At 40.2% G+C, this 18984-nt stretch carries 4 protein-coding genes; 1 reads left to right on the forward strand and 3 read right to left on the reverse strand.

From position 1 onward, the window contains the following. Positions 1 to 4: 4 nt before the first annotated feature. The 3 genes from H6G77_RS28265 to H6G77_RS28275 all read right to left on the reverse strand — a co-directional run bounded on the left by H6G77_RS28265 (position 5) and on the right by H6G77_RS28275 (position 18461). A complete protein-coding gene (locus H6G77_RS28265; protein ID WP_190873324.1) occupies positions 5 to 15010 on the reverse strand; it encodes an Ig-like domain-containing protein in 15006 nt (5001 codons plus the stop codon). A gap of 471 nt (positions 15011 to 15481) precedes the next feature. Continuing rightward, positions 15482 to 16207, reverse strand: a complete 726-nt coding sequence (locus H6G77_RS28270; protein WP_190873325.1) for a hypothetical protein — start codon at positions 16205 to 16207, stop codon at positions 15482 to 15484. 658 nt (positions 16208 to 16865) lie between these two features. Beyond that, on the reverse strand, positions 16866 to 18461 hold the full coding sequence (locus H6G77_RS28275; RefSeq protein WP_190873326.1) for an HlyD family efflux transporter periplasmic adaptor subunit: 1596 nt from the start codon (positions 18459 to 18461) through the stop codon (positions 16866 to 16868). Positions 18462 to 18544: 83 nt separating this feature from the next. On the opposite strand from H6G77_RS28275, the gene H6G77_RS28280 reads away from it, so the two are divergent. Then, positions 18545 to 18940, forward strand: coding sequence for a four helix bundle protein (locus tag H6G77_RS28280; RefSeq protein ID WP_190873327.1), 396 nt, complete (start codon positions 18545 to 18547; stop codon positions 18938 to 18940). Positions 18941 to 18984: the final 44 nt, after the last annotated feature.

The following is an 18984-nucleotide window of genomic DNA, read 5'->3' on the forward strand; positions in this document are numbered from 1 at the left end:
TTTATTAAAGTTTCCTTCTATAACGACTAGTAGTTATTTGTCCTGATTTTAATGCCTTATTAAAACCATCAATGTTATACAGTATCCTTTCATGCCCAGAACCACCTTCAATTATAGGTGTAGGCAACCCTTTTTCTTCACCTATTAAGCTCCGATTTGCTTGATCAATTTTTAATTCAGTAGCAAGTTCTTTGGGTATTTGAAATTTAATAATAGTTAAAGATTTTGGTGCAGTTTCTAAAGTATACCTATTCTGACGTTTAACCTCTAACGCATACTTAGACAAAGATTCAAAAGCAAAATATTCTGCTGTGTTTTGTTCTTCAGCTAAATATGTAGGAGACTTTTTAAAACCTCCTTCTACAATATTTTTAGCACGACTTGATGAGGTGCCATGATAAAGAACCTCAAAATTGCTAATTCCATCTCCACTAAAAGAGATATCAACTGAATCTGAAGTGTTTTGATTTATACTAACTTTTACATTTTTTTGACTTAATATTCCTTCAATTTGTTTAAGAATAGGTTCACTCCCTTCTTTAGAAGCCAAAGGGCCTAATGCAAAAGTAAGATCAACAGCAGCAGAGAGTAAATGCCCCTTTCTAGCTTCATCAATAGCACTAGCAACTCCAGCAGCAGCAAAAGCTGCTCCTGCTAGTGGAAAATTAACAAACACACCACCAAAAGCCGCCCCTGTATAAGTACTGTTTAAAACCTCATTCCATGCAACTTCACTACGACGACCCTCAATGAGTTCAGCATCTTGTTTAATCAATCCATAAGCCAGCCCAAATAAAGCACCACCAATAATTCCTCGACCAATATTTACAACAGATGCGTAACTAAAACTACTAAAAATACCAGCGATAGCAGAAGCAACAGAAGCTTCCTCCAGAGATTCATACCCAGAAGGGTCTGTAATATTAACAGGATTAGCATTGGCATAAACGTAAGCATTCTGACTAATTGGACTAGCCAAATGTCCAGCAAACGCATCCTTTGAAATAAACCTGCCTAAATCTGAATCATAATATCTGGCTCTGAGATAATCCAACCCAGTACTATCCCTCTGCTCACCCGCAAACTGATAAGCATTATCCGAACCCCCAGCATTAGCAATTAATCGCCCAAAAGCATCGTAGACATATCTATCTGTAACCTGACCAGTTCCATCAGTCAACAAACGAGTGGAACCCAAACCATCAGAATGATAGAATTTCTCATCACTGCCACTCTCAGACTTAATTAAACCCAACCCGTAAAAATACTTCGTCAGAATTTGACCATTGGCATCATACTCTTGTAGAACTTTAGAGTAACTCCTGGGATCAACAAGATAATTTTTCCTCACTCCATCGGTAATACTTGTTACTCTATTGCCGTCTGCATCATAAATATATTTAGTTTGGGAAGAACCATTAGCATTAGTTGTCTTCACCCCAACTAATCGATTCTCACCATCATTAATCCATTCATAAACAACAGAGTTAGTTCCATCATCAGAAGTCAGCATGGAACCATTATTGTCATAGGTATATTGAGTTACCTTAGTTCCAGATGTTTGTGAAATTAGTCGATTATTCTTATCATAAATATATGTCGTTAATCCACTGCTGGGGTCTGAATCATTCCGCTTTAAACGATTGCCTACTAAATCGTAGTCATAGCTGATAGTTCTATTGCCTAAAATTGGATCGTTAATCGACTCCAGCTTTAATTGATCAACTTCATCGTAAGTATAGTTGACTGTTCTACCAGTATTTTCTACTACTTGAGTGCGATGCCCTAATCCATCCAGGGTATAAGCATAACTGGATAAGACTGTACCGGAAGTATCACGAGTTTCGATTTTATTCAACCAATTATTTGCATCATACTGGCGGGTTTCAATCGTCCCATCGCCCAAAGTTGTACTAATGAGATTTCCTACCGCATCGTAATCATACTTCGCTAATTGTTTGCCTGATATGACAGTATTTAATCTATTAAGCTGATCATAAGAATAATTGACTGTGCTACCACTGGTTGTTAAAGTCTTAAGATTACCTAACACATCATAGGTATAACCAACTGTTTGACCATCAGGATTGGAAATTAAATTCACACGGTCATAACTATCAAAGCTGTATGTGGTAACTCCTCGAACATCAGTTACAGTTTTCAGTTGAGACGTTACGGGGTCATAAGTATAGCTAACCGTAGCCACACGCGTATCTGAGAATAACTTACTTGCTAGTCGTCCGTATTGGTCATAACTGTAAGTAATTACATCGCCATTGAAATCTTTGGTGTTGGCTACTTCCCCTAAATTATTGTAAGTAGTGGTAGCGCGTTGTCCTAGAGGTAGATTAGTCGCAACTTGACGATTGAAAGCATCATATTCATAGGTAGTTTTATTGTGATTAGCATCTTCAAACTGCGTTAGCCTACCTAAATTGTCATAAATGTAATTCGTAGTAGCTTGATTAGCTAATTTAACAGCAGTTAGCGCACCCAGATTGTTATAAAAATACTGGGTAATATGTTGATTGCCATCTTTGACTGCTGCAACTTGACCGTACTGGTCATAGGTAGTTTCTGTGCGATCGCCATTAGCATTAATGACTGCGATTTGACGATTGAATTGGTCGTATTCGTACTTAGTTTCGTGATTTAAGGCATCGGTAACTTTGACCAAACTACCGCGACTGTTGTAGGTAAACTGAGTCTTTTGATTGAGTGGATTAATTATTGCCGCAACTTTGCCAAAAGCATCGTATTCGTAGTTAGTAGTCTGTCCAAGCTGGTTAGTTTCTGATTTAGTACGTCCTAAATTGTCGTAAGTAACTTGAGATGTAGTGCCATCAAAGTACGTAGTTACACTAGGTCTGCCTTTATCATCAATTCCAATTAATGTTGTGCGATTTTTAGCATCAGTAATTGAGGTAACTTGACCATCGGTATTATAAGTATAAGTAATGTTATTACCAGCACTATTACCAAAGAAATCTGTCTGTTTACTGACTCTTCCTAAATTATCATAGGTATATTCTGTGCGAGTACCAAAAATATCAACATCGGCTTTTATGCGACCTGCTGCGGTGTATTCTATCTTTTCTATTGGGTTGTCATTTGAATTTTCAGGAGTCAGATCAGGTAAAATCGTCTCTGCTAATCTACCTAATTGGTCATAAACATAGCGCGTTTTCAATCCTGTAGCTGATGTTTGAGAAATAACCATTCCCACCGCATCATATTCTGTCAAAACTACAGGGTTATCATCTGGGTTATTCGGCGTATTATCAGGCAGAATAACTTTAACTTGCTGACCTTTTTCATCATAAAAATATTGAGTCCGATTACCCTTAATATCTGTCGTAGCAATGATATTGCCTTTAGCATCATATTCGGTTGTCGTAACATTTCCTTGAGGATCTGTTATCGAAGTAGTACGTCCTTCGTTGTCATAGGTATAGCTAGTATTTAATGTCTGGTTCTCTTTGGGGAAAACCATTGACATAGTTTTCACTTTGCCATTGAGATCGTAAGTAGCAATAGCTTGGTTGCCACGACTATCTGTAAAAGAGGTGGCATTCCCAAAGGCATCATAAGTATATGTTGAAATTTCACCGTCGGCTGCTGTTTGTTTGATTAATCTCCCAAAATTGTCATAGCTAAAGGTTACAGTTTGTCCGTCTGTATTTGTTCTGGACAGCAAATTACCGTTTCCGTCGTAAGTTGATGAGACGGTTAACCCTCTAGGGGAAATGATATTAAGAGTTTCGCCATACTTGTTGTAGGTAATACGAGTGACGTTACCATCTTGATCAGCGATACTTGAAATATTTCCTTTGTTGTCATAAGTATAAGTTGTAGACACACCATCAGGGTCTACTTTTGTCAGCAAATTATTTTCATCGTCATAAGTACGTGTTGTAATACCACCAAGCGCATCTATTTCTTGCAAGACATTTCCGCGTTGATCGTAGATGTAAGTAGTAGAATAACCGCGTGTATCTTTGATAACTTGCTTGGAATTGTTGGGGTCATAAGACATCTCAACCTTCTGACCGTTAACATCGACTATTTCCTTTAGCCGCCCAGTTGCTTCGTCATAATTCGCTTTTGCACCAGTTCGGTTGAGCGGGTCAATGATTTTGTCAAGATAATGCGATCGCTCTTGGTTGTACTCCATCCGGGTCGTGTTATTTTCACGGTCGGTAACACTAATCAAATCGCCCTTCGCATCATAGGTATACCGAATCAACTCACCCATCGGGTCTTTGACGCTGGCAATCCGCCCCTGAGCATCCCTCTCGAAAGTGACTTGCTTCCCGGCAGAACTGTATATTCCGTCATCCGTATAAGTTAGCTTATTCCCGTTGGTATCAGTAACGGTAAGCAAGTCACCTGTAGCCGCGTCGATTTCGTAAACTATGCCTTCTTTAGTAGTGAGGACGTACACATTACCGAAATTGACATCAGCAGGGTTATAGTTGATACCACCATTCAAGCCAACATACTCATCAGTCCCATCCTTCCGCAGAATCCGCGCACTTTTCACGGTCAACGTACTCGTTACGCCTTTATCACCAACAAATCCTGGTTTATAAACAGTCGCGCTCTCCCCGCCAATGGAACTAGCTAATCCGAATATGGGATCAACGGTGGGTTTGAAAGTGAAGGCTTCTCTTTTTCCTCCTGGCAATGTTATGTATACTCTAGTACCATCCTTAAACGCCGACTGGTAGCCCAGCAGTTGCTCCTCCTCACTCGGCGGACGCAGCGAAGTCCGCAGATCAGTGTCGCGGAACTCCATCCGCCACCCGTACCCGAAGTCATCAGTGATACCGGAGGTGAGGGTGTCATACGTGCGGGTCAACGTAATTGGGATTCCCGTTACAGGAACCGTCAAATCAGTAAACGACAGTCGGAAATTCCCAAGTTTCAACTCGCCAGCAACATCCACCACCTGTTCGGAGTACGAAATATTACCACCGTTGTCAGCCACTTCCAGCCTGAGAATATAGCTGTCATTCTGCAATAGCGAGGGGTCAAACTTACCGAGAACACCGTTAGCGATCGCATTCGGGTTATCGACAAAAGCAATTTCACGGAATTCCCCACCAGCAACAGGCGCAACTAGTAGGCGGTAATAATCTAACTGCCCATCATCAGATATACTACCCCTAATATCAATCGGCGCAGTTACCAAGCTGCCAGCGATCGCACCAAGATTCAGGCTAACTTCAGGTGCATTCACGTCACTAGTATCAATTACTGCCACGTCGAAAGTCGCTTGTCCGATATTTCCAGCCGTATCTGTTGCGATCGCTTGAGCAAAGATTGTCCCAGGTTCAGTAGTGGTGTACCTCGCCATACCATTCGCATCAAGCACAACCGCATTCCCGTTGACCAGTAGTTGCAGTCCAGCCACTTTTATGTTGTCCGTCGCCCTTGCCTGGAATATTACTGTCTCCCCTAAATCAACGGTGTCATAATTAGCAATCAGCCTGACCTGTGGTGCTACAGTATCAGCCGCCACCACAAGGTCATACTGCTGCGGAGTAGAGGTAATGCCATCGCTGACTGATAGCACAATGCGGTGTGTGCCAACATTACTAACAGTCGGATTCCAGCGCAATCTGCCCAGTGTATCAAGCGTGATGCCCTTGTTTAGTGATGCTTGGTCAAGGGTATAGGTTAAGCGATCGCCATCCACATCCGCCGCAATGATGTCATAAGCATAAGCACTACCAGGGGTAGCAGTTAGCACAGGATTTGAGCGAATCACAGGCGCATTGTTAGCTCGTGCAGTCAAGTTGAACCCTTGTGCCGCACCCAATCCACCTGCATCAACTGCCCCAACGACAATTCGGTAATTACCAGCAACAGGATTCTGCCAAGTCAACAACCCAGTATTCGCATCGATGGTAATACCAGTTACCCCAGCAGGAACGGAAAGCAACTGATAAGTCAAGCGATCGCCTGCATCTGGGTCAGTTGCAACGACTTGGTAGTTGTAAGCACTTCCAGTATTAGCGATGTAAACAGGAGTGGAAGTAATGCTAGGAGCGTGGTTGATTGCATTCGTACCCACTTCAATCGTGTAAATCTGGCTAGTGACCGCACCTTGCCCATCAGTCACCAGCACTTCCACTTCCTGTTGACCAACTTGAGTAGCCTGGGGTGTCCACCGAATCGTGCCGTTGCTGTCGATGGTCATCCCGGCGGGAGCGCGACCTAAGCTGAAAGTGAGTGCATCATTTTCTGGGTCGTTAGCAACGACATTATAAGTGTATTGCTGATTCAGTGCGGCTTTGGTAACGGGATTTGAGACGATCGCTGGTGGAGCGTTAATTCCTGTTACAGTCAGTGTGAATTCTTGGCCAACGTACAAGCCATAGGCATCGGTGAGCCTTACTGCTACAGTATGTTCGCCAATTTGAGTGCTAGTTGGATTCCAGCGTAATGCGCCAGTTTGAGAATCAATGACCATTCCGACTGGTGCATTATCCAAACTCCAGAACAACAAATCGCCATCTGGGTCGCTGCCTGCAAGGTTGTACTCATAAGCCCGATCTAGGTTGGTAATTAGGTTAGGAGCAGAAGTAATGATGGGTGCATTATTAACGTAAGAAGCAGCACTGACTACATTAATATCAAAAGATTGAGTAGCAATTCCACCGCGACCATCGCTGACGTTCAGCGTGACGTGTTGAGAACCAAGTTGAGAAGCTTGAGGTTGCCAGAAAATTCTCCCACTGCTGTCGATGGTCATGCCGGCTGGGGCATTCTCCAGACTCATTGATAGTGGGTCGCCGTTCGGGTCAGCAACTTGGACTGCATAGAAATAACTCTGTCCTAATGCAATCTCAGTACGTGGACTAGAGCTAATAGCTGGGTTTTGGTTGAGTGGAGCATTTTGGGCTTCCAAAACCTGGATGTCGAAAAATTGAGTAGTTTTACCACCCCGACCATCGTTAATTGTAATTGCAAACGATTGTTGACCGATTTGACTATCAGTAGGAGTCCAGGTTAAAAGACCAGTCTGCGGATTGATGTGAGCATTACTAGGCGCAGCAGTCAAACTGTAAGTGATAGTGTCACCATCTGGGTCTTGAGTACGAGGCTGATAAGAGTATGTTTGCCCAACAGCAATCGGCTCTGTTGGCAGACCATAACCCGGCCCAGATAAAAATACTGGTAAGGAATTAAAAGGATCTACTTTAATTTGGAATGATTGTAGAGTTTGTTCACCGCGCCCATCAGCCACAGACAAAATGACATCATGCAATCCTAAGTCATTAGCCGTAGGAACCCAAGAAATTAATCCTGTTGTCGGATCAATTACCATACCATCAGGCCCAACCTTGAGACTGTAAGAAACTGGGTCTCCGTCTGGGTCACTAGCTATGGGTTTATAACGGAACTTCTGCCCTGCCATTGCGGTTGTTGTCGGCTGGCTGAGGAAAGTAGGTGGTGAGTTAATTGCCGACCCAATAACATTGACAAAATCAATTTGTTTAATTACTTGATTATTAGCAACAGTAACCTGATAATTTCCAGTGGTCGGTGTAGTTAAAGACCAAGTGGGTTGGAGTTCTTGTACTACAGTATAGTTACCAGCCGCAACATTAAATGAGTAATTACCTTGATTATCGGTGCGTGTAAATACTTCATCCCCATCGCGTTGACCATTATTATTACTATCAAGGTATACAGGAACATTGGCTAATCCTTTACCTTGAGAAATGGTGCGAATTTCAATGTCATCTAGTCCCCAGCTTTCATTATCAAAAGATAAGAAGGGATTGTCTCCTGAAAAATCTAGGATTAAATTATCGCCTGAATGTTCAAAGGTAAAAGTTAAATCATAAACAGTATCTCCATAGAAGCTGTAACCCAAAGTATTCACTTCAGAAGCACCTGTACGGGGTGCATTATTGGCAGTAGAGGGAATATCAGGATGAGTATCTGGATAATTATTAGGATAAGCTTGTCCTGCATGTTGCCCAAAAGTATTTTCATACCAATAAAAATCTACATTCAAGAAATTGGTATGCAGTAGAGTAGGGCCATCTCGTACTATTAAATCCCAGGTATGTGGTACATCACCCAACCAATTCGCATTCCCATCCCAAGATTCAATGACAAACAACTTAAATGACAACGTGATTTTGTCGTGTTCGGGTAAGTCATTAAGTGTTAGGCTAGTCTTCCCTCCTCCTTGCCCATCTCTGGCATATCGCCCTAAAAAGCTGCGTTCCCCTACTGGAGTGATTTCTGTTTTCGGGTTTGACCATTCAGACAATGATTTTGTTGGGTCTTCAAAATCTTCAAAGTAAATCAGTTGTTCTTTTGGCCCACCATTATCTACATAAACTCTGCCACTAATTACTCCTGGTACAACATCAGAAGTATTTAAAGTGAAACTTTGAACATCTACCCCACCTCGGCTATCTTGCACCTGCACTGTCACATCCTGTTGACCTACTACGGGAGTAGTCCAACTAATTATGCCAGTACGGGCATCAATGGTCATTCCTTCTGGAGCTTGCACGAGTGAGTAAGTTAAGACATCATTATCTGCATCCAGCGCATCAACATCATAAGTGTAAGTTTTAGAGATATAAGCTGAAGTTGTTGCCTCTGAAATGATAGTTGGTGCATAGTTTCCAGCTTGTGCTTGCGTCCGTACCTGAAAAGCTTGCTCGGCAACTCCACCCCGACCATCGGTAACTGCAAACACTACATTGTATGTACCTAGTTGTGTGCCTGTGGGAGTCCAATTAACTACTCCTGTATTGGGGTCTATCGTCATCCCTTGTGGCCCATTGACCAGTGAAAAAGTTAAACTATCACGATCAGCATCCTGAGCAACTAATTGATAAGTATAAGGAGTATTAATTTTGGCATCAACTATTGGTGTAGAAGTGAAAACTGGTGGTCGGTTCGGTGGTGCATCAATTACAGATAAAGTATATTGCTGCTGCGTCACACCACCACGATTGTCATCTACTTCCACAACAACGACTTGATTACCAATAGTTGTCGTTTCCCAATTAATTAAACCAGTAGTAGCATCAATCGTCATCCCATCAGGGGAAACCAACAGTTTGTAGGTCAATGAATCGCCATTAGGGTCAGTAGCATTGACATCATAGTGGTAATATTGACCACCGATAATTTCTAAATTGGGATTAGTTGTAATCGTTGGCGCGGCGTTAACTTCTGCCAGTACGGCCAAATCATAAGTAAACTGTATTCCTTGAGGATTGTAGAAAATCAAGGAGCGATTGCTTGTTACCTCGTCTCGGTCAAGCTTTCTATCGCCTACAAGGTTGCTGAAATTATAGTAGGGGATGCCATCTGGCGTAAAACCATCAGGTTGACGCACAAAAACACTAGGATCACTAATATTTTTGACAGCAACAATTAAAGGAGCATCAACACTGTAAGAACCAACATTGTGGAGGGCGATATCTGCATACAATAATCGAGTATCGGCATTCAACGTTGTGCGATGATATTCGATGGCAATACTGGAAGAAACATCAGCCAATAAGTTAAAGTTAGGTGCGCTTCCACTTTGAGAAGTAGTCTGAGTACTAAAACTAGAACCATTAGGCGATTGAGTCCCAACAGGTGCATCTAAGAGGGCAAAATCCGTAATCTTAACATTAGTGGTAGTATCTCGATCATTATTTACCAAACGGAAGATTAACTTCGCGTTTGTATTAGGAGTGATACCCACCAGATTCAATCTCACAGTGCGGTCTGCGGAATTGTAACTAGCACCTGCTCCTAAAGCAATTGGTTCACCCTCAGTCCAGTTGAAGAAAGCATCTCGACCACCGACAATTGTATGTACTAAAGAATTGCCATTAACATCAACTAACGCAACTTCAAAAGCATCATTAATTGCATTTGCATCACTAATATCAAACTGCGGGTCTATCTTAAAGCTGAGGATAGAAGGAGTGTTAGGAACTGTGAAAGGTAAAGTACGAGTAGTGGCAAAATTTGCCCCTTCTATAAGATTAACTTGAGGCGATAATTCATAAGTTTGAGTTGCTGTTAATCCACCTATATCTTGAACACTTAAAGTAATATTATATTTTCCATTCAGGAATTCATTGGAAGTCCCTGTCAAGGTGGCAGTGCCATTGCCATTGTCTCTCAGTGTTAACCAGCTAGGCAAATTGGTAGCAGTAATAATACGTTGATCAGCAATATCTGGGTCAGTTGTGGTGATATTGTAGGTGTAGGGATTGTTAACATCAACAACTAAAGTAGGTTGACTGCTAAAGCTAGGCTTTTCATTAATATTGGTAACGCTAATACTAAAAACTTCTGTTTTACTTAAGCCATTGGTATCAGTACTGCGGACAGTGATTGAGTGTTGGTTGTTGCTTTCAAAATCTAGCAGTGTACCATCAGCAACTTGCAAAGAATTACCGACAATCTGAAAACGACCAAGAGCATCATCAACTAAGGTGTAAGTGTAGCTATCTTGGGTATCTGAATCAATACTGCTAAGTTGACCAATTACTGTCCCGGTAGCACTATTTTCTGCCACCATGTTACCTACTAAGTTAATGGCAGTGGGTGGGCTAAAACGGTAAATGGTAGTGTTGAATGTGTTTTCATTTCCAGCAATATCAATAGCTTTGACTGTGAAAGAATTGTTTCCTGGTACTAACTGAACATTGCTAAAGATAAATTTGCCAGTACTGTCAGAGATCACTACTGTACCAGTTTGTTCTAAAGTTACAGTGGCATTTGCCTCTGTTTGACCCACCAAATTGACAATGCCTTGAGAAGTTTGCTGATCTCCAATTACACCAGAATCAGATGTAGCATCTAGATTGAAAGTGGGTGTTATAACACTTGTATCGAGGGTAAAGCTGAGGTCAAAGACATTAGATTGGTTGCCAAATTCGTCTACTGCTTGTAAATGTAATGTATGAAGTCCCTCGCTTAAAGTCCCACCGTAAATACTCTCTAATTGTTGGCGGTTAAGAGTAAAGCTACCATCCGGTTGGCGCAAAGTCGTAATGTTGATAAAGTTGGCAATTGGAGTATTATCAAAACCGGCTTTGAATTGGGCTACACGACTAGTATCAACAACATTCCCTCTAATTGTCGGGTCAAAGGTAATGAAGTCATTATTAGTCGTTCCTCCTGGGGCAGTATCATTGGCCAAAGAGGCGGTAATGACTGGGGCTGTTTCATCTAATTGAACAGTGACGTTATATTGTGTTGTCAGACGATTACCCGCAGCATCAAGGGCAGTGATGGTCAAAATGTGAATTCCATTCCCCAACCCTGTCAAATCTAATTCCTGCTCAAAAGCCCCCGACACATTATGCGAGATCGCAATTTCTGCGCCATTATTAAAGCGATAGCTTAAGGAAGTGATGTTACTACCCGTACCATCGATACTACCAGCAAGTTTATCTCCAGAACGCAGAGGAGCTTGATTTACGGGTTTAGTCAGTGTTAATTGCGGTAAGGCAGTATCAATATTAATAGCAAGTGAAGATACAGAAGAATTGGTATTGCCAGCGATGTCAGTCACACTAGCACTCAAATTATGAATACCATCGGTCAAATCAGAAGTAACGATTTGCCAACTACCATCGGTATTAGCAGTAGTTTGACCAATCTGCTGTCCATCACTGAATAACTGTACAAAAGCTCCAGCTTCCGCAGTCCCTGTGATAGTGGGAGTAGCATCATTCGTGAGGAGATCGCTATTACTAATTCCAGAATCACTAGTTTTTGATAATTCTAGAGTTGGTGCCGGTGTGGTTGTATCTAGAGTAAAAGCAATAGCAAATAGTCCAGAAACATTCCCGGATGAATCTACAGCTTGTAGAGTTAGTACGTGCTGCCCATCCGGTAAGGTACCACCATAGATTTGCTCTAGTTGAGTGCGGTTAAAACTAAAACTACCATCTGCTTGTCGCTGTGGTAGGACATTGATAAAGTTTGCAACAATCGTATTTTCAAAACCAGCACGGAAGCTGACAACAGAGTTCGCATCGTTGACAGTACCAGTAATGCTGGGGTCAAAGGTTATCCTATCGCTATTAGTCGTATTACCAAGGGCAGTGTCCCGTTGCAAAGTAGCTGTAATTATGGGTGCTTGATTGTCCACCGCAACAGTGACATTATATTGAATCGTCTTAGTATTACCTGCAAGGTCAGTTGTAACAAGTGTCAAGGTATGTTGACCGTTGGCAATACCTGTTAAATCAAATGCTTGATCAAATGCACCATTGGAACTCAAAGGAACTGCAATCTCTGGCAATTGGTCAAATCGATAGCTCAGGGCAACTACAGCACTGCCTGTACCATCTACTGTGCCAGTTAATCGAGATGTCTGTTGCAATGATTGAGTATCAACAGGAGTAAAGAGCGTTAGTTGGGGTAATGCTGTATCGATGGTGAAGTTAATCGGTGTACTGTTAGTGCTGACATTACCTGCAATATCAGAAGCTATGGCAGTTATATTATAAATACCATCAGCTAAATTATTAGTCGTAAACTGCCAATTTCCATTACCATCTGTGGTCGTTTGTCCCAACAATTGTCCGTTGTGAAATAGCTGAACTGTGGAGAATGCCTCAGCATTGCCAGAAATTGTAGGTGTACTGTCTTGCGTTACGCGATCGCTATTACTAATACCACTATCACTAGCAACCACTAAATTTAAGTTACTGGGTGGAGCTATTGTTGTATCCACCGTAATTGTTAGTTGACTAGAAACAGCACTCTTATTTCCGGCAACATCTTCGGCGGTAGCCGTAAAGATATGCTGTCCATCCGTTAGGGTTTGAGTTTGTAATTCCCAAGTACCATTAGAGGTGGCAGTAGTTTGTCCAATTTGTTGTCCTTCTTTATATAAACGGACTATTGAACCAGATGCCGCATTACCTTGGAGTGTAGGAGTAGAATTTTTAGTAATCTTGTCGCTGTTACTAATCCCCGTGTCGCTATTCGTAGCTAACTTGAGAGTTGGGGCATTGGGCGCAATTGTGTCAACAACAATTTGTAGTGGTGTTGAGGACGAACTAACATTGCCTGCAATATCTTCGGCGGTGGCGGTAAGATTATAAATGCCATCAGTTAGAGTACTGGTAACAATTTGCCAAACACCGTTACTATTGGCAACACCAGCACCAATCACTTGACCATTATTGCTGAGTTTTACAACTGCACCTGCTTCGGCGTTACCAGTAATTGTTGGTTGATTTTTATTTGTAATATTATCTGTATTGCTATTTCCCGTATCATTGTTAGCTGTCAAATCAAGATTGTTGGGAGTAAGCGTTTTTGTATCGAGATAAAAAGTTAAATTATAAATATTAGATAAATTGCCGTAAAAATCTATTGCTTGTAGATGCAGTGTATGAATACCATCCGGCAGAGTTGTACCATAGATAGATTCTAGTTGTGTGCGGTTTATGGTAAAACTACCGTCGGCATTATATTGAGGTTGAAAAGTTTTATAGTTAGCAGATGGGGTACTATTAAACCCTGCACGTAATTCTAGAATTGGACTATTATCGCTGACCCTGGCTACAATTGCCGGGTCAGAGGTAATTTTATCTGTATTTGTTGTATTTCCTGGTGCTGTATCGCGTAACAAAGATGCGGTTACTACAGGAGCAATGGCATCAGGTTGGATAACTGTAGCTCCACCATTAAAAATAATGTTACCTTTGGCCCCAATTGTGCCGTATAGTATCGAATTACCATTGTAAGTAAAGTTTTTGACACTTAAGAAGGAACCACGAGTGTTAGAAGCTCCATTATAGATAATATCCCCCTGTGAAATGACTCTCAAGTTATCAGTGGGATTGATACTGCTGGTAGCGCCATTGAAAATAATACTACCGTTAGTATTAGCATTTGCCAGTAAGGTTGTACCTATAAATTTGGCTCCACCGTTCATGTTAATCAAACCAGAAGCAAATACCGCTAATTCTTTTGCTTGGACATTCGATAGATTAATATTACCGTTATTAGTAATTAGAGCTACATTATTAAAATTGTGATTGTTACCGTTGAAATTAATATCTCCTTGCTCAACAATAATTACGTAATTATTTAAAGTGATATTGCTGGGAATATTTAAGCCACCACCTGTGACTCTAACCACTGTCGGAGTGCTGGCTGTTCCAGGTTGAGGAAACTTCTGCGACCAGTCATTTGCATTGTTGAGAGGATTTTGACTGGCGTTAAAGGTGACAGTTGGTGTTCCAGAAGGTATGCGACGTGCTAGTTCGAGTTGTTTGATGTCTGCATAAAGGGGAACATTAACTGAAAGCTTGTCTACTAGCTGTGGTGGTACTAAGTTTGCATATTTATTATTGGGGGCATTCGCTACTGTGTAACCAGTGGAAACAGCGACAGCTTTATCTACTAAAATTAATTTGCCTGAAGCATCTTTGAGTGGATTGCCTGCGGCATCTCTTTGTACAGGTAATATGGAGTTACCATTGATAGTAAATCCTTTAGCCGCATAAATTAAAGCATCATCTGTTGGGTCTGTGGGTACACCATCAAGGTCACTGTTTCCATTAATGGTAATGGTTCCTTCACTTCTAATCGCAAAGTTGGGAATACTATTAGAAGCTGTGTAAGAAGTGGTTGTTGTTTGATAATTAGGTTCTCCAGTCAGAGAATCAATATTTTGATTATTTTGTTGGCTACTTGCAACAGATGTTTGTGGTTGGATGAAGGATTGCTCTGAGCCAAATATATTACTAACTGATGGATTGTAGCTAATAGCCAGATTTTGTTCGGAAAAATCTTGGCTACTTCCTGATGTTTGAGATTTATTATCCTTATTGGCTAATAAATTTACTGGATCAAAACTAATAGATTTTTTCAGAGATTTCTGTAGTTCTATCAGGGGAGAATTATCTTCTAATGAGGCACTTTCCAGTAATGAAGGTGGCATTAACCCATCATTAATACCTGGATTATTTGTCCCTAAATTATCTTGATTTCCCATTACTTTACCCTGACAAGTAGTAGTTTTAAGAGTTGTTTTAGTGTTTTAGTCTGAGATAATTAGGCATGAAAAAGGTAAGAATTCAGGAGCTAGAAGGCTTAAAGAATGAGGAACAATATTTGTAAGAATTCAGGAGCCAGAATCCAGAATTCAGAATATTGGGAAATTAAGCAAATTTCTTCTGGACTAATATATAAATCATACGCTCATTGCTTTTAAATTCTGACTTCTGACTCCTGAGTGCTGAATTCTTACCAATATTTGATAAATCAATCTACTGATTTACTACTAGACTTTATTATTCTGACTTCTGAATGGCAGTTGACGACAGTTTGCTCAAGTCTGGCGACCGACGCAACTGTCTCCTTTATGCCGGGAAACCCGTCCACCGCACTGCCTCCTCCTGAGTGCTGAATTCTTACTGAAAAAGCTATTAGCAGTTAATTTTTAAGCTAATAGCTACTAATCTATTTATGAAACTGTATCCATAGCTAATACAGGTATTTGTATGAAAGATTCCACTTTTTTATCAACAAAGTTTTTACTGATGATTTCTTGATATATTTCTATATCTGCTTGCCAGTTATTAATTACTTGTTGTAAGCTGAACAACCGTTCTGAGGAATTGTCTCCTGTTAACTCATAACTAAAACTACCATTAAACATGACAATAGGAGTCATGGTTTCATCTTCCTGGCGAATTGCAGCTTCGTTAATACTGAGATAAAAAGGACTACGTTCTAAGCTATATACTAAGTTTAATGATGCACGCACTTTGGCTTTTCCGATTTCTTGCCATTCCCCAGGTGCTAATAATGTTTCACTCAAATATTTACCAGCATCTTGCTGTTGCTCAAAGGTAATGTGACTTCTGGGATTTAAGCCTACTCCTTCATATTCTAAGTTTGGTAGTGCTTGCACATATTTGCGAACAATTTCGGGGATTTCTACTTGTGTTATTTCTTTTCCCTCAATCGATTCAAGGAACATAATGCGACTTGGTTCGGCAATAATGTTGACTCCTGATGTGTAAGCTATTTGAACTACATTATTTGTCAATACTGGTTGACGAGCCAGTTCCCATTCAGAAGGTACAATGCCACTGTATTTTAAGAAGTCGGGATTAAGTATTGTGGGTTTATGATTTTTGACAGCAATAACAATCCCAAATTCCTGCACAGTTAACTTTTGACTCATGAGGCTCCCCTGAAATTGGTTATTTTGAGAATTTTTATTTTGCTACGCAACCCACAGTAATTTTTCTAGATTTTTCCCTGAAATCTAGTCTTAGCTTATGGATTATCAAGATATTTCTTTTGCTAGAGCAAATCGCCTACAAAAACTAGACCCTCTCTTTCTGTCATAGTTTTTCAGCCCTTTTTATATTTTTAATCGCTTTAACGATTTTAAAAATGCGAATATTTACTGATTTTTCCGTAATTATCATATTTACGTAAAATAGCTGATTTTTCTGAGAAAAATATAAATTCTTTATCTAAATAAGATAATCTTATTATGAAGAAGGATTCAGAAATCAGGATTCAAAACAATTCAAGAGTCAACCCCTTCGGGGAATTCAAAATTCAAAATTATTAATTCAAAATTGAAGACTTAGGAGTGAGGGCTTGAAGCCCGCCACTGATTGTAGACCACTGATTCCTTGAATCAGTGGGGGCTTGTACCTAGAATTAATTAATTAATTCAAAATTATTCTTATTCTTCATTTTGAATTTTGAATTTTGAATTCAAAAAATGGTCAAAATTACAATCAGTGAGGGATTCAGAGCAACCACTGATTGCACTCTGACTTTTGAATTCTTCTTAATTTTGAATTTTGAATTCAAAGATTAGTCGATTATCTCACATTTTGTAGACTATCAAAAGACGAACTAAACATATCAGTAAAAATTGAAATTATCTTTCGCTCTCGAACTTTAATATTGGTACTCACACCCATTCCAGACTGCAAACTAATATTACGTCCAGAAACAGCTAACTGCTGACTATCAAGCTGTATCTTTGCAGGAAATCTGTAGAATGGATAAATTTGATCTGGTGGTAAAGCATCAGAACCAATCCAAACTAATTTACCTTTGATATCACCAAACTCACTAAAAGGAAATGAATCAATTCTGACATCTACCGTCATTCCGGTCTTAACAAACCCAATATCTTTATTAGTAATATAAACCTTGGCAACAAGCGCATTGTTTGGAACAACTTTCAAGATTGGTTCGCTGGACGTGACTACAAATCCTGGTGTGTGTGCCTTCATCTCAAAAATAATTCCGTCAACAGGTGCTACTATTTCTTGATACTTTAGATTCATTTGCGTTTGACTAATTTGTGAATCAATCTCGGCAATTTTTTTATTATTTTCGACAATCGCTTTTGTTAATTGTGAGTCAATTTCAGCAATCCGCTTATTATTCTCCGCAATTTGATTGAGCCAATCTCTGCGAGACAGAGCAATGGTGTTGACTAATTTAGCTTTGGCTTGGGCAATAGCTGATTGTAATCGAGCTTTTTCTTGTGTTAGTTGGTCAATTTCACTTTGAATATTGCGAACGTCTTGTTGTTGTTTAAGATACTGAATCCTAGATATCGCACCATTTTGCATCAAGGGAGTTACATCATTCAGTATTCCTTGATTCATTTTCTGGTTATCTAAATTAGTAGCAAGCTTAATATCTGCTTGTTGTAATTGACGTTGAAATTGCTCAATTTCTGATTGGGCAGCTACTATACGTGCATTTAACTCTGCTATGTTAGACTGTAAACGTTCTTGCTGTTCTAAGGTGAGGGAAATATTGTTTTTCCTTCCATTCAATAGAGCGCGGTATACTTGATTATCTGCTATCAAAGTGGCTCGACTCTTGGTTAAATCTAACATTTGGCTGGAGATTTTTAATGTCGAGGCATCTTCTAAGTTACTACCTGATAGTTTTGACTTATAAAATTGATTTTCTTGAATTAAACTAGTACGAATTTGCCAAAATGAATATAATTGTGCTTTGGCAGTTGTATTATCAAGAGACAAAAGTTGTTGCCCTGCTTTGACTGTTTGACCATCCTCAACAAATATTTCTTTTACGACTCCACCTACAGGTGCTTGGATTTCTTTTGTTGCCCCTGATGCTTCTAATTTACCTGTAGCTGATACGGCTTCTTCAATTGTAGCAATGTTCGCCCAAACGATTGTCCCTGCCGTAGAAAGCATTAATCCCCACAGGATAGCTCTCGACCATTTTCGTGATTGTTTCAATATTACCGGCTGGTCAAATTTTGGTACGTAGCGGGGTGAATGATTGGGAGGAGTGGGAGAGGGGAGGAGTGGGGGAGGGGAAGAGTGAGGGAGTGGGGGAGTGGGAGAAATTGGCGAGATTTTTTCAGGAATGCTCTCAATATTGTCATTATTTGAATATTTGCCATTGTTATTGTTACTATTCATAGACGGTTAGTTTATATAAGGTGGAAATAGCGAAAAGTAAAATAGTATATTTGTACTTAATAGTGATTAAGTGGTAGTTGTGTATGAGTAGAGAGTCATTTAAAAATCATGGAGATTTAGAAGTTTATAAGATGGCGTTTGATACTGCTATGCAGATTTTTGAGTTATCGAAGAAGTTTCCTATTGAAGAAAAATATTCATTGACTGATCAAATTCGTCGTGCTTCACGTTCCGTTTGTGCCAATTTTGCAGAAGCATGGCGAAAACGTCGGTATGAGGCAGCGTTTATTGCTAAACTTTGTGACGCAGAAGCAGAAGCTGCGTTTCCGCAGACTTGGATTGAATTTGCTGTTCAATGTCATTATGTAGATATCGAAACTGGACGCAACCTTTATAAAGCCTATAATTCGATTCTCGGAATGCTTGTGACTATGATTCATAACTCAAATAAATGGATAATTCCTAAAGATAAAAAATAAATAAACTTCCTCCAGCCCACTCCCCCACTCTCCCACTCCCCCAC

The sequence above is a fragment of the Aulosira sp. FACHB-615 genome, assembly GCF_014698045.1.
Lineage (GTDB): Bacteria > Cyanobacteriota > Cyanobacteriia > Cyanobacteriales > Nostocaceae > Nostoc_B.